This is a genomic window from Bradyrhizobium sp. 160 (genome assembly GCF_023073735.1).
In the GTDB taxonomy this organism is placed as follows: domain Bacteria; phylum Pseudomonadota; class Alphaproteobacteria; order Rhizobiales; family Xanthobacteraceae; genus Bradyrhizobium.
Genome location: NZ_JADPKD010000054.1, coordinates 250,700 through 264,356 on the forward strand (window position 1 = coordinate 250,700; position 13,657 = coordinate 264,356).

Below are 13,657 nucleotides of genomic sequence, written 5' to 3' on the forward strand. Positions count from 1 at the left end.
CAATCCATCATGACCATTATCACTGGAAGCGCCGGTGCTGACGTTCTGTTTGGCGGTACCGGAAATGATGTTCTGACCGGAGGAGCAGGCAGCGATACTTTCGTCGTCTCGAAGGGCTATGGCTCCGATACCGTCACTGATTTTCAGGGGGGCTTCGGCGGCGATGTGTTGCGATTGCAGAACTACGGCTTTGCGACGTTCGCCAGTTTCCTGGCAGCGGCCACCCAAGTGGGCTCCGATACAGTTGTAACGCTGTCGTCGACCGAAACTCTGACGCTGCAGAATGTCGCGCTTTCGATCTTGGTTGCAAGCAATGTCGCGCTGGACAATCCGCTGCCAGCGAGCGGAACGGCATGGAATTGGGCGGGTACCGTCCCTGCGGGCGGCACGCTGGCGACCGGAGCGACAAATGATGGCATGGAGGCCGGCGGCACGGGCGTCACGCTGATCGGCGGAGCAGGGGACGACACCTACTATGTCTATGACCACAGCACTAAGGTCGTCGAGCAGGCCGGAGAGGGCATCGATACGATCCGCGTCTGGAACATCAACGGATACAGCCTTGTCAATGCGCCGAACGTCGAAAACCTTGTCCTGACAGATAGCGTTCCGTCTCCCGCCACCGGCAATGATCTCAACAACATCATTGTCGGCAATGCCGGCGACAACATGATCGACGGCGGACGGGGGAACGATGTGCTGACCGGTGGGGCCGGTCGCGACACCTTTGTCGTGAGAGCGGGCAACGGCAACGACATCCTCACCGACTTTCAGGCGGGTGCGGGCGGGGACATCCTGCAGCTCAACAACACCGGCTTCAAGACGTTCGCCGATGTCACGGCGGCCATGAAGCAGGTGGGCACCGACCTTGTCCTGACAATCGCTGGCGGCGAAACGATAACGCTTGAAAACACCAGCCTCCAGAATCTCACGGCCGGCAATATAAACATCGTCAGTCCCCTGACCGGATTGGTCCAGACCTTCAACGACGACTTCAACACGCTGTCCGCGGGGCAGGATCCCAGCCTGACCTGGCGCACGAGTTATGCCTGGAGCGGAGCGGCAGGCTACGGGCTGGCCGGCGAACAGGAAGTGTATGTCGATCCCAGCTTTTCCGGGCTGCCGGCAACTCAGGCGTCAACGTCGCTTGGGCTCAATCCGTTCTCCATTCAGGACGGCCACCTTGTCATCACGGCACAGCCCTTGCCTGCGAGCGCCACGCCTTATACAGGCAGCGCCATTTTCTCGTCGGGCATGATTTCGACCCAGAACAGCTTTACCCAGACCTACGGCTATTTCGAGATGACGGCCACGCTGCCCAGCACAAGCGGCGCGTGGCCGGCGTTCTGGATGCTGCCCAGCACTGCCAATAATCTCAACACGGAAATCGATGTGCTCGAAGCATTTGGTCAGGATCCTGACCAGGCGCATTGGGCCATTCACTCACCTTACGCGCCCGCGACGAATGGGGGTTGGGCCAATACGGCCAACCTGACCACCGGAGAACACACGTTTGCGCTCAAATGGACGCCCTACGACCAGACGTTTTTCGTGGACGGGAAGGAGGTCGCGCAGCAGGCCACGCCCGCCGACATGAATACGGCGATGTACATGATCGCCAACCTAGCGATGGGCGGGAGCTGGCCGGGCAACGCCGCTCCAGGATCGACGGCGACGATGACCATCGATTCAATCAAAGCCTATCAATTGCCGGAGTACACGCTTGCGAACTACACCCTGCTCACGAGTGGCGGGTCGACCAACACGATCGTGGGAAGCGCAGCTGTAGACACGCTGACCGGCACGTCCGGCAATGACCTGATCGCTGGTGCAGGAGGCGCGGATGTCATGACTGGCGGCGCCGGCGATGACACTTATGTCGTGACCGATTCCGGTGCGAAGATTGTCGAGGCCTATGGCGGAGGCATCGACACGGTAAACTCCTCGGTGACGTATACGCTTTCGAGCTACGTCGAGAATCTGACGCTCACCGGTTCGGCGGCCATCAACGCCACCGGAAATATTCAATCCAACATCATCATCGGAAATTCCGCGTCTAACGTGATCACCGGCGGGCTCGGCAATGATATCCTGACCGGCGGCGGCGGTATGGATACTTTCGTATTCAACTCCGGCGATGGTTCGGACATCATCACCGACTTTTCTCCGGGATCGGGCGCCGCTCACGACGTCGTCCAGCTCAACGGCTTTGCCTTCACCTCATTCGCCGACGTGCAGGCGGCGATGACCCAGGTCGGAAGCGACGTCTATCTGAAGTTGACCAGCCAGGACACCTTGGTGTTCCGCAACACGACGGTCTCGGTATTCACCAGCGACGATTTCCAATTGCCAGCAACGCTCCCGGTCGGCGGGACGATCACGTCATGGATTAGCGGGAAGGCGAGCAGCCGCATGGTGTACGGCACCGCGGCGAACGACAAGCTCTCGGCGGTCAATAGCGATGACACGCTCGTCGGGGGGAACGGCGACGATACCTACGTCATCGGAAGCGCGAACCAGAAAATCGTCGAGAATCCCGGCGGCGGCATTGACAGCGTGGAGGCGTGGACGTCGTACACGCTGACGGCGAACGTCGAAAACCTGACGTTGATGATGGGCGGGCTCGCGGGCGTCGGTAACCAATTGGCAAACCGTATGGTCGGCTCGAGCGGTGACGACGTCCTGGATGGCGCCGGCGGGAATGACTGGCTCTCTGGAGGATCCGGGAACGATACGTTCATTCACTCTGCAGGCAGCGGCAACGATACGATCGCGGATTTCCACGTCTTCACGAGCGCGACCGCCGAACACGACAAGCTGATTCTGAAAGGTTACGACAGCGGCGCCTATTTGACCCATGTGAAAGACGTGTGGACCGTTCGCTACGCGGGTGGAGCAGATACGCTGCGCATTGCGGGCGTCACCAGCTTGACGTCGGCCGACTATTCATTCGTTTCCGCGACGAATTCGCCGATGGCGATGACGTCTATCGCCGTGCCGACGATCTCGGCGGCCAACGACAGCGGCTCGATCGTATCGGGCCTGATCAATACAAATCATCTGGTCCTCACGGGTCGCGCGCAGGCAGGTGTAACCGTCAAGGTTTTCGACGGGACAACTCAGATCGGCACGGCGATAGCCGATGGCAATGGTAGCTGGAGCATGGCGACCGCATTGCTGGCCGAAGGCGGCCACACCTTTGCCGCCGCAGCGATGGACGGTGTCGGCAATCTCACCGCGCTCTCAGCCGGGGTGAATGTCACCATCGATACGGTCGCCCCGAACGTGCCCAAGCTCGCGTCGTTCTCGCCAGACAGCAACGTTGCCGGCGATGGCGTCACCAATGTCAACCACGTGAATTTGACTGGAACCGCGGACGCCGGGAGCACGGTGCAGGTCTTCGACGGCGCGACGATGATCGGAACCGCGATCGCCGATACCAGCGGAGCATGGTCCTTTGCCACCGCAACGTTGGCGGACGGTAATCACACGTTTACCGGCAAGACTGCCGACGCCGCCGACAACGTCAGCGCTTCCTCCGGTGCGTTGAACGTCACGGTCGATACGCGTGCCCCGGTTGCACCTATCCTGACCTCGGGCGCACCTGGAGCTTCTAGCGCAATAATCGTGTCCGGCACGGCAGAAGCCGGAAGCACTGTCCGGCTGTACGAGGGCTCGTCCTTGCTCGGCACGGGCGTTGCGGCGACGAGCGGGGCCTGGAGCGTCACCACCGGATCGCTCACGGCAGGGCAACACAGCTTCACCGCCACTGCCACCGACATCGCCGGAAATTTGAGCCAGGTTTCGAATGCTTTCAGCTCCGCCGTCGGTACGGTGATCGAAGCGGCCGGAACGACATCGCTTATCAAGTCGGGAAGTAACTTCTACCTTTCGACGGCCAGCTCATCGGTGATCTTGAAGAATGGCGGAACGGCGGTTGTCGCGGGGCAGCTTGGCTCGTGGGTGCCAGTAGCTGCGGAAGCGTCGTCGAACGGCTATCTCGTCGCGTGGAAGATCCCCTCGACCGGTCAGTTCGCGGTCTGGAGCACCGACAGCAACGGCAATTTCGTATCCAACTATCTGAACAAGGTGTCCGGCACCGACCCGGCTCTTGAGTCGAGCGAGACCCTCTTTCACCAGGATCTCAACGGTGATGGCCTGATTGGTCTTCCACCAACGCCCCAGAAGGTTTCAGGCACGACAATCGAGGCGTCCGGCTCAACCAGCCTGGTTCTGGTCGGCTCGAATTACTTGCTCGACGCGATGACCAGCGGCGTGGGGCCGACCTTGAAGTACGGTGGCGTAGCGGTTGTGTCGGGACAGTTCGGCGCTTGGACGCCGGTGGGTGTGGAGCAAACGACCAGCGGCTATGATGTGGCCTGGAAGATTCCGGCCACCGGCGAACTCTGTGTGTGGACCACGGACAGCAATGGCAACTATGTATCGAACCTCCTGAACAAGGTGTCCCCAATCGACCCTGCTCTTAAAGCGGTCGAGACGACTTTTTATCAGGATCTCAATGGCGATGGTGTAATCAATACGTCATCGACCATCCTCAAGATCTCCGGAAATGTCGTATTGAATCTGGGCAATATGTCACAGGCCGCGACGGTCGACCCCGGCGCCACGCTCGAACTGTCCGGCGCCGCTTCGGGGTCGATCACCTTCAAGACGTCGACCGGCAATCTGGTGTTGGACCACGCGTCGCAATTTACGGGAACGCTCATCGGTCTGACGGGTGACGGCACCGCGTTCAATTCCAACCATATCGATCTGAAGGACATCGCGTACGGAGCGGGGACGTCGGCGTCCTTTTCCGGCAACACAGCCGGCGGTACGTTGACCGTGGTCGATGCCCAGAATCACACGGCAAATATTTCGCTTGTTGGTGACTACACCAGATCGACCTTCAACCTCTCGAGCGACGGAATGGGCGGCACGCTGGTGATCGATCCTCCGAAAACCAGCGTTGATTTGTCGGCGGTTGCCTCGTTACAGCCTCCTGCGACCGCACCGGCCGTCGGCCTCGCGGGCCTGGAAGATGGCGGGTTCGTGTTCGAGCAGTCCGCTACCTCCAATGCATATGACTTGGTCAACGAGGCGTCTCGCGAATCTGCCAAGGCAGTGCTCCTCGCGGCGATCACTTCCCCAGATGTTGATTCAGGCTTTCATCAGGTCGACGCCGTTCACGCGGTCGCCCCGGTCGATATTCATCTGGCGGAATTGCATGGCTTCATCGTTCGCTGAAGGTCTTTGCCTTTCGAAAGACGTTGCGCAATACGCGTTTCGCAAGTGCCCGTTTCTGCGCGAAGAAGGACATGGCGAGGAGATATGATGCATAGGCAAGCGCCAGCAGCGTAACCAGCCCAGCGAATGAGTTTCCATCCAGCAATGAGATGATCGAAATCCTTGTGACGGTCGCCGCAACGGCACAACCGATCCAATGCGGGACAGTCGTCTTGATCAGGTTCCTTGCCGTCACAGGGCCATGACGACCGATCGATATCGCATAAAGCGGCAGCACGACGGTGCAGTTCACCAGCGTATACGCTGCGGCGATTCCAAGCGCGCCCCAGGGAAGACCGGCGACGAATGAGGTCACGTTGATCAGGGCGGTCCAAACGCCGAGCCTGAAATACTCCTGGCCACGGCCTTCACTGAGGAACAACCAAGCTGCCGTCGCGGTCGCGACCTGGATCAAGCCCGCAACGCCAAGCCAGGAAAAAATCGGGGCTGCACCCACCCAATGCTCGCCGAGGAGAACTCTGAAGAGCGGCTCCGAGAGCAGGATGGCGAAGACGATGCCCGGCTGACATATGAGCATAACCATGGACAGGGCATCGTTGTAGGTGCTCAGATATCTCTCCTTATCGAAACGAAGTCGCGAAAGCAGCGGGACAATCACCTGGCCGATGGGGTTATGTAATTGGACGATCGGCAGCAGCAACAGCTTATAGGCCCGATCGTACAGTCCGAGTTCGTCGCCGCCTCGAAATTTGCCGATGAGAATGTTGTCCGCATTTCTCGAGAGATAGTTGACCAGATTGAACCCTGACACGTGCAGGCCAAATCGCGCCATGTGTCGCGTCTCGCTGTCCAGATGGGGATATCCAGGGCGATAGCCAGAATAGGCCCAGATCCCGACTGTCGAAATGAGCGTGAGAACGAGCGTGGACAGATAAAGTGCCCAATAGTCTCTCAAGATGATTACGGCGACGATCCCCGCGACAACGGAAGCGGTTGTCGCGGCGACATCCAGGATTGCCAGAGCCTTGAACCGGGACTCTCTGGCAAGTAGCGCCGCCGGAACGGTCGCAAGGCCGGCAATGAAGCTTAGGCCGGCAATTGCGATCATGAGCTGTTGAAGCCTCGTATCGTCGTAAAACAGCGCAACCGGATGCGCGCTCAACGCCAGAACGAGAGCAGATGCCGCGGAAGCGAGCACCGACAGCCAGAACAGCGCATCGATCTGACCCTTGGCGATCTCCGTGCGTTGAATGATGGCCTGTCCAAGGCCGACGTCCTTGAGGAGTCCGAGGAACGTTGCAGCGGTCGCAGACATGGCCAGCACGCCGAAGTCGGACGGGGCAAGATTTCGCGTCGAGAATATCGTCAAGACAAAACCGGCCGAGAGTTTCCAGGCCTGGGATCCGCCCGTTATGAGGATGTTGGTTACGGCCCGTGACTTGCTGTCTTTGTCCAACGAGCTCACCCTGCGATCTCAAACAGTTTCTTGCGCGGTCTTGCGCCTGCCAGCAAGTGCCTCGGGAAATCCAGTGCGCTGAACGATGGCGGTTCCGATCGTCTCCGGCTTTTAGCTTGGCCCTGACATGAACGGAAGACGTGATCGGGCGATGTGGGATCAGCGGAGCTGGGTCGAAACTGTTTTCAAACGATGGTCTGACCGTGACCAATGTCGACGTGGACACTTGTGGTCACATCAATGCCCGCAGTTTGTCATATTCAATTCGCAGTGTTGAGGTTCCCGCGGGATGATTTCGTTGGCACTCGCACCGGGAGAAGGACGAGCTGCGCTTGCGATGCTTGCAGATGGCTAGTGATTCTATAATGTTCGGTTGGGCGAAGCTCCGGAGGTCCCAGACGGGATGGCGTTGTATACCGTTGCATCACAGCAAGGAGCGCGGTCTAGCGTCTCGTCGCTCGCGGGACCTGTTTTCCTTCTTGCAGTAGCCCTCATTCTTTCTGCGATTTCGCGGCGGGCCGTCACGCACCTGGCGCGCTGGTCCGACATTTACGCTTTGGTGCTGGTTTGCTTGGCATTTGCCGGCGCGCTCGCCTTCAGCTCCATTCGCTATCGTGATTTCTCGCCGCCATTGCGTATCACCGCCCTCGCGATCGGAATGACGATTTTCGTGCAGTTGCTGTTCGATTCATTGGGCCCTTTCGCAGGGCCCCCCAACATCCTGTTCGGTTCGAGCGACAAAATTCTGTTCTTCCGCTACGGTGCAGTGCTTGCGGTTGTAGCAGGAATAGCCGCGATCTGGCGTCCTTCATTTCTGGTGCCGCTGTTCTATTTTTACCATGCATGGCGCGAAATGGTGAGCGTCGTGTCCGGCATCTTCGTGACCGAGACCGATTATCTCGGGATGCTCGACGTCGGTAACTTCGCCGTCCTTGGCGTGCTCGGCACGATCGTCCTCACCAGCGCCTGGGTGATGGATCGCGTGCCGTGGCTGCGAACTCTGTTCGCTTCTGCAGACAACGTGAAGCAGCTTCGCGATCGCGCCTATGGCTTGATTTGGGCGTGCGCCGTCGGGGCGCATCTCGGCAGCTATTTCTGGTCGGGAATCGCAAAGCTGCAGGCTGGTGGCGAGAAGCCATGGACCTGGCTGCTCGCAAATCCCACGCAAACCTCAATCCTGATGGGTCTCGAACGCGGCGACGCCCCGCTCGGCCTATGGCCTGGCGCGTTGCAGACGATCTGGGACGCGATCGTGAGCAACCAGCTGATCTTCAACGTCTTCGTGTTGGGTGCCCAGCTCCTGTCGCCCTTGGCTGCGATCTCGACGCGCGCGCTGTCGTTCTTCTGCCTGCTGTTCGATATCTTCCACATCGGCGTGTACTTCACACTGGGGGCTCTGTTCTTCTTCTGGATTGCGCTCAACCTGTTCATCGTAGCCGCGGCACGCACGCTGCCGCGTGATGGGTTCACCCCGGCGATGAAGGTTGTGATGGTCGTGACCGTCATTTGTGGCCGGTTCTTCTTCTACACCAATTACCTTGGATGGCTGGACGGGCCGAAGCTGGCAAGCCCGCGGCTTTTCGTCGAGACCCGCGATGGTCGCCAGGTTCTCGCGCCTTCCACGTATTTCGGCATCTACTCGTACATGATCGGGACCGGAACCATGTACATCCCTGAGAATCATTTCCGGGCTCGCGTTGGCGGCAACAACCACGATCTTGCGACTTGGCACGACGCGACCACCTGCGGCCCGGAGATCCTTCCGCGTCAGGACACAGGCGTAGCCATGGAGGCCGTGGAAAAAATGGTCCGCGAGACGGATCGCTTTTTCCGTGTCTATCCCTGGGTGAAGGATAACAACAGTTTTTATGCCTATCCGCACCACATGCTGTCCAATCCATGGCTGTACGGCGAATTCAACAAGCTGACCATGGACGATATTGTCGCCTATCACTATGTGGTGGACTCAGTATGCCTCGGCCTGGCGGAGGGTAAGCTTGTGCGCGACGTTCGGAAGCGAACGGACTATCGAATTGACCCATAGTGATGACGATATCTGGGTGGTCTATGACGGCGAATGCCCGTTATGCAGCCGCTATGTTCTGCTGTACCAGTTGCGGGAGCGTGGGCAGCGCATTCACCTGATCGACGCGCGTTCGGAGCATCCAATCGTGCGCGATATCCGCGCGCGCAACCTCGATCTCAACGAAGGCATGGTGGTTCGCTGGCGTGGGCGGCACTACTATGGGGCCGCTGCAATGCATCTGCTGGCAACGCTTGCCGGGGAGGCGACCGTCTTCAATCGCCTCAATCGGCTCGTGTTCTCTCGGCCCCGCCTCGCAAGGGCAATTTATCCAGCACTGGTGCGCGGAAGGAAGCTTCTCCTTCGGCTTCTCGGCCGCAAGCTGATCGACGAAATCAATGCTCCAGAACAGCAGATACCGGTCGGTCCTTCCGACGAACACATCAAGCACAACGACGGGGTCCGGTAACGATTGGAGGAAGGCTCCAGCGCGCCTCCTGTGCAGAAAAGCGCTGTCAGGGTTGCCGCGTCGCGGCCTGGTAGGCCGGGGAGAGACGCATCAGACCGCAACGGACAAGATCGTCTGATGATTGGTAGATCAGGCTATTGGGATAGATGAGCTCGAATGACGGATTCTGATCGAGCCGCTCCGCGTAGCGTTGATACTCGACCGAGCCGAGATAGTAGTTCCCCTCACGGACCGCGATTGCGACCTTATCGGTGAAATCGTGAAGAAATTTGAAATGGAGCAGGGCGCCTGTGACATCGCCTGCCTTGCCTGGTGGGGCCATCAGGTGACCGGCGGCGATATAGCGACGGCCGGGCGACCATCGCGCGAGCGGCACTTTAGTGAGCAGCGGTGGCTGCCAGCGCGTTATGTTAACTGCAGGCAGCAGCCGCGCCAGCCCGTATGGCTCAAGCAACTGTACAAGTGCGTCGTAAAGAGCGATCTTTGGCGGCATCGGTTCGTCATAAAACAGCCTCGCTCGCGCACCACCCACCAGGTAGTTGGTCGGAAAGCCGCGCCGACGGCGCTTCACATAGGTGTCGGAATCGAAGTAGGGGGAGAAAGCGATGAGGCTCTCGCCGGCATGGTAGCGCTCCGGACCGCCGAGCCAGCGTGGATACATATCGACCATTTCCGCGGTCATGCAATCAGCGCCGGTGCTCTCCAGATAACGGCACAACCATCGAAGATCAAAACGTTCGCAGCCGGGGTAGACGAAGAGTTCGTCTGCGTCGAGCGTCAGCGCCCACCGTCCTGGCGCGAATTGGTCGAGCACGGCGCTGGTCCAACGCGCACCACCACTTGATTCTGCAAAAGGCTCCCGGATCTCGAACACGTGAACATCCGGCTGATCGAGCAGGAATGCTCGCGTGCCGTCGTCCGAACGGTCATCGATCGCGAGGAAACGTCCGACTCCGAGCCGGCGATGATGGCGCAGGAAATCGGGTAATCGCAGCATCTCGTTGCGGAGCTTGCCGACAGCTACGATCTCATCGACGCCGAAGTCGAGGGGCCGGGTATCAATCCGGTGAATGACCGGATCGGGGCGCTGCTTGGTCCGTGATCGCGTTGGCGTCAAAAGTGCGACAGCCGCTTGACCCCTTACGATCGACTCTTGTAACGCGTTCTGCGCGCCATTGCCGCCCGCCGCTGCTCTCGCCGGCAATTCCATTTTAGATTTTCCAGCCAACCGATCACATCTGCATTATCTACGATAAAGACGGCGAATATAGGTGCTATGGACGGTCACGTTGTCTCAGCGGGTTGATCTAGCCTCATAAGCGCGTGGCGAGCTACAAATGGGCGCTTCTTCTTTGCAAGAGGAATATCGGCCGGCGGCGTCGCGTCGGTTCCAAATTGATTGCATTGCCATTCATTCCCAAACGTCTTGAGCATACTTGATGTGTCGCTCCAGCTTGTCGCGCGTCGTTTCGTGCAAAAGCATTTTGCCCGGTCGACTTTGTGCAACACAGCTATTCCGCGGAAGTTTCAAGGAGCCGAAATCAAAGTCAAAGAAGAAGCCTCCGCCACGCGTATTCAATTTGGTGCAGGAGATCTTTCGAGCCATTGAGCAGATTAGAGCTGTGGCCAACGGTTTCTGCGGAGCAGAACGCGTGCACGGGATCATGCCGCGTAAATGAAGCGCTCACAAGCACACCGGCGGGAATGCGGCCCCGCGGGATGAACTGCATGGCAATTAAGCAGGTGCGGAGCTTCTACAGAAGGATGAAACAATGTACGACCATGCGACAACATTCTCGCTGGCCGCTCATGATAGGGGGCTGACTAGACTGCGATTTGCGATTCAGGCATCTGCGGTGATGCCTCCGACTGCACCTGGTCGAGCACCGAGAGGTTCGCGATGAGCAGATAGATCAGCAGGCTCGCGCAATAGACGACTTGCAAAATTACCGCGCTGGCGACGAAGGCTATCGCGCCCGTGGCGAAACCCTGCTCAAGGCCCAAATACCACGCTGCAACCAGGATCAGCATCGTTGCGGGAATAAGAGCGTATGCGCGAAGAAAACGCCCCAGAAGAACACCCGCCACGGCGCTTGCGATCATCAGCACGACCAAAATCTGCCCTCCTGCTCTTGCACCAGAGATGTTCCGGACGCATGACGGGCCGTATTGTAGCCACAGAGCCGCTAAAAACATACCACTTTTGCACGGCCGTCGCCAGTCATTGGTGCGGCTGCCGCCGCGCCGCGGGCGGGCGGCTCTGTTCTGGAACGTGCTCGGTCGTCGGCGCGATCCCCTGGATTCCGGAGTTCTCCTGCTGACAACTTGGTGCTTTTCGGTTCCAGGGGTTTACTTTCCCCCCGGTGTGCTCGACCTCGGCAACAGGCGGATTCGCGAATGCGGCAAGAGGCTTGTGACCAAGGCGCCTCCGGAGGCGACCGGTCCTAGCCCCCCTGCTTTTTACGCAGCAGGAGCCCGACGAGTTCTTCGAGGCTCTGCTCAATGTCCACGGACTGCAAAGATCCGGTATCGGGCTCAGAGGAATGCGGCTCGATCAGACGCAAGCTTGCGCCGGCAGGCGCGGATTTCGCTGGCTTCGGCTCCCGAATGGATACGGGTTTAAGCGACTGAGGCATGTCATAGTTCGTCTGCTCAGTCATTGTGGGTTGAGGTGTGGCGTATCGCGTCCTGGTGCTTTCATCCGAAGATGGTCGCCTGGTTCTGAGCTCGGGCGAAACGTAGGGCTGCAAGTTCAGGTACTCGGCGTGCCGCTTACGAGAGATCAGCTCACGCGTGCCGTAGCCGGCCGCGAAGCCAATCGCGAGCAGAACAAATATGATGAGGAGCCCAACCATCAAACTATACGCGCCCACTCATAATTCTGCCTCAGAGTTAACCTGCTACCGTCCATATCCCGTAGTTGATAGATGCCGTAATTGACGATTTGAAGGCACGTCGTTCGGCGTGTCCGGGTGGGGCTGCGCTCGCCTGAGGATCGCTTCCAACGAGGGGTGAGGTGTTCGCGATACGAGATATTCGCTGTGATCCGCCGAGGCGCCAAGTTGCTGGTTAACGCGCCCCCGGTTTGGCATCGCACGCGTCTAGAGTGATGCGACAGCCATCGATTGAGAGGTCGCTCAACGTAGCGAGCATCGCAACAGGCAACCAGAATACCGAGATCGCCGTCTTGTCGTTACAATCCCCAGGTTCCACCATCATAGCCGGTAGTCGCGCGCAGAAGATCGGGGCGGTCAACGGTTTTCGCGGACTCGCCATCCTGATGGTGATCCTCTTTCACTTGCTTGTTCCGTTTACATCCAGCGCGCCGGCGTTTCCCGGCGAACTTGATCCGAATGGTCTCTTGGCCATTGTCGCAAAGCACGGCTTCTTGGGCGTAAATATCTTTTTTGTGCTCTCTGGATTCGTTCTGTACCTGCCCTATCGCACCAAGAAGCGGGCCATCGATCGGCTCGCCGACTTCGCGCATTTCTATTGGCATCGCGCAGCCCGGTTGCTTCCACTTTACTATACGGTTGTCCTCGTGACGGTTGCACTCCATGCCAAGTCGCCCGCAGGGTCGCACGCGTGGTATCTGGAGCTCGGCGGACTGCTATCTACGCTCTTCATTTTTGTGCCGCACGGGTTTATGCCTCCCTCCAATCCCGTATTGTGGTCCGTAGGCGTTGAAATCTGGTTCAGCCTTTTATTTCCGCTGCTGATTCTTCTGATCGCGCGCTTCGGCCTTCGAAGGCTGTTGCTGTTGAGCGTCGTCATCTGCTCAGCTTTTGTGATGGCTGGGCATCTTATCGCGGTGGATCGGGTTGGGATGTTTCGCCCGTTTGTGGGCGGAATATTTGGGTCGTGTTACCAGTTCATTTTCGGAATGTTGGTTTGCGATCTCTACGTCAAGTCCAGGGACAGCGTTTCACTCAGGAGATTTCAGTCGCGGGGGCTGCTGCCCGGACTGCTGCTGATGATCGCCGCCATATATCTCAAGGATAACGGCCCCTGGGCTGTGAGCATTCTCTACGCCACGATCTTTTGCGCCGGGTTTTCCATGGTGCTGCTGGCGGTGTTGTGCGGGGCATGGTCCGCAAATCGCTTGTTCGAGGCATGGCCCATTCAAATCGTCGGATGCATGTGCTACAGCATCTATGCGTGGCATTCGATCATCATGGTTGAAATGATCCCGCCCGATACGTCTCCGCTCCAAGACACGCTTCGACTTTCATATCTTGCAATAACGATCCTGCTAAGTGCGCTGAGCTATCGCTATATCGAATTTGGGCATCAGGGGGACTGGAGGTCGTTGTTCCTGTTGCGCAACTCCAATTCCGACGAGCTCACCGGCGCTGGGGTATCCCGTCGTGCTGAGTCTAAACCGGTCGCATCGTCCTAAGAGGACTCCCTGCTGGGACATCTGGGACTGCGGGTCAAAGGTATGTTCGGTGCTCGAGTTCGC

8 protein-coding genes are annotated in these 13,657 nt (G+C 58.7%); 4 read left to right on the forward strand and 4 right to left on the reverse strand.

Features of this window, described 5'->3' with window-relative positions; translation table 11 throughout:
* Positions 1 to 9 precede the first annotated feature (9 nt).
* On the forward strand, positions 10 to 5,247 hold the full coding sequence (locus IVA98_RS20790) for an Ig-like domain-containing protein (protein ID WP_247355447.1): 5,238 nt from the start codon (positions 10 to 12) through the stop codon (positions 5,245 to 5,247).
* Here the strand turns inward: IVA98_RS20790 and IVA98_RS20795 are convergent.
* Positions 5,234 to 6,703, reverse strand: coding sequence for a lipopolysaccharide biosynthesis protein (locus IVA98_RS20795; RefSeq protein WP_247355448.1), 1,470 nt, complete (start codon positions 6,701 to 6,703; stop codon positions 5,234 to 5,236). The two genes, IVA98_RS20790 and IVA98_RS20795, sit on opposite strands and share 14 nt — an antisense overlap.
* Before the next feature lie 403 nt (positions 6,704 to 7,106).
* On the opposite strand from IVA98_RS20795, the gene IVA98_RS20800 reads away from it, so the two are divergent.
* Positions 7,107 to 8,747, forward strand: a complete 1,641-nt coding sequence (locus IVA98_RS20800) for a hypothetical protein (RefSeq protein WP_247355449.1) — start codon at positions 7,107 to 7,109, stop codon at positions 8,745 to 8,747.
* Positions 8,737 to 9,195, forward strand: coding sequence for a DCC1-like thiol-disulfide oxidoreductase family protein (locus tag IVA98_RS20805; protein WP_247355450.1), 459 nt, complete (start codon positions 8,737 to 8,739; stop codon positions 9,193 to 9,195). The genes IVA98_RS20800 and IVA98_RS20805 overlap by 11 nt, the downstream gene beginning before the upstream one ends.
* A gap of 46 nt (positions 9,196 to 9,241) precedes the next feature.
* Here IVA98_RS20805 and IVA98_RS20810 read toward each other — a convergent pair whose 3' ends face one another.
* From IVA98_RS20810 to IVA98_RS20820, 3 genes are all read right to left on the reverse strand, one after another.
* Complete coding sequence (locus tag IVA98_RS20810; RefSeq protein WP_247355451.1) at positions 9,242 to 10,405, reverse strand: glycosyltransferase family 2 protein; 1,164 nt, start codon at positions 10,403 to 10,405, stop codon at positions 9,242 to 9,244.
* A gap of 614 nt (positions 10,406 to 11,019) precedes the next feature.
* Complete coding sequence (locus IVA98_RS20815) at positions 11,020 to 11,310, reverse strand: hypothetical protein (RefSeq protein WP_130211929.1); 291 nt, start codon at positions 11,308 to 11,310, stop codon at positions 11,020 to 11,022.
* Positions 11,311 to 11,639: 329 nt separating this feature from the next.
* The gene (locus IVA98_RS20820; RefSeq protein WP_247355452.1) at positions 11,640 to 12,068 is read right to left on the reverse strand and encodes a hypothetical protein; all 429 of its coding nucleotides are present in this window, start codon (positions 12,066 to 12,068) and stop codon (positions 11,640 to 11,642) included.
* 236 nt (positions 12,069 to 12,304) lie between these two features.
* Between IVA98_RS20820 and IVA98_RS20825 the strand changes: the two genes are divergently transcribed.
* Positions 12,305 to 13,594, forward strand: coding sequence for an acyltransferase family protein (locus IVA98_RS20825; RefSeq protein WP_247355453.1), 1,290 nt, complete (start codon positions 12,305 to 12,307; stop codon positions 13,592 to 13,594).
* Positions 13,595 to 13,657 lie beyond the last annotated feature (63 nt).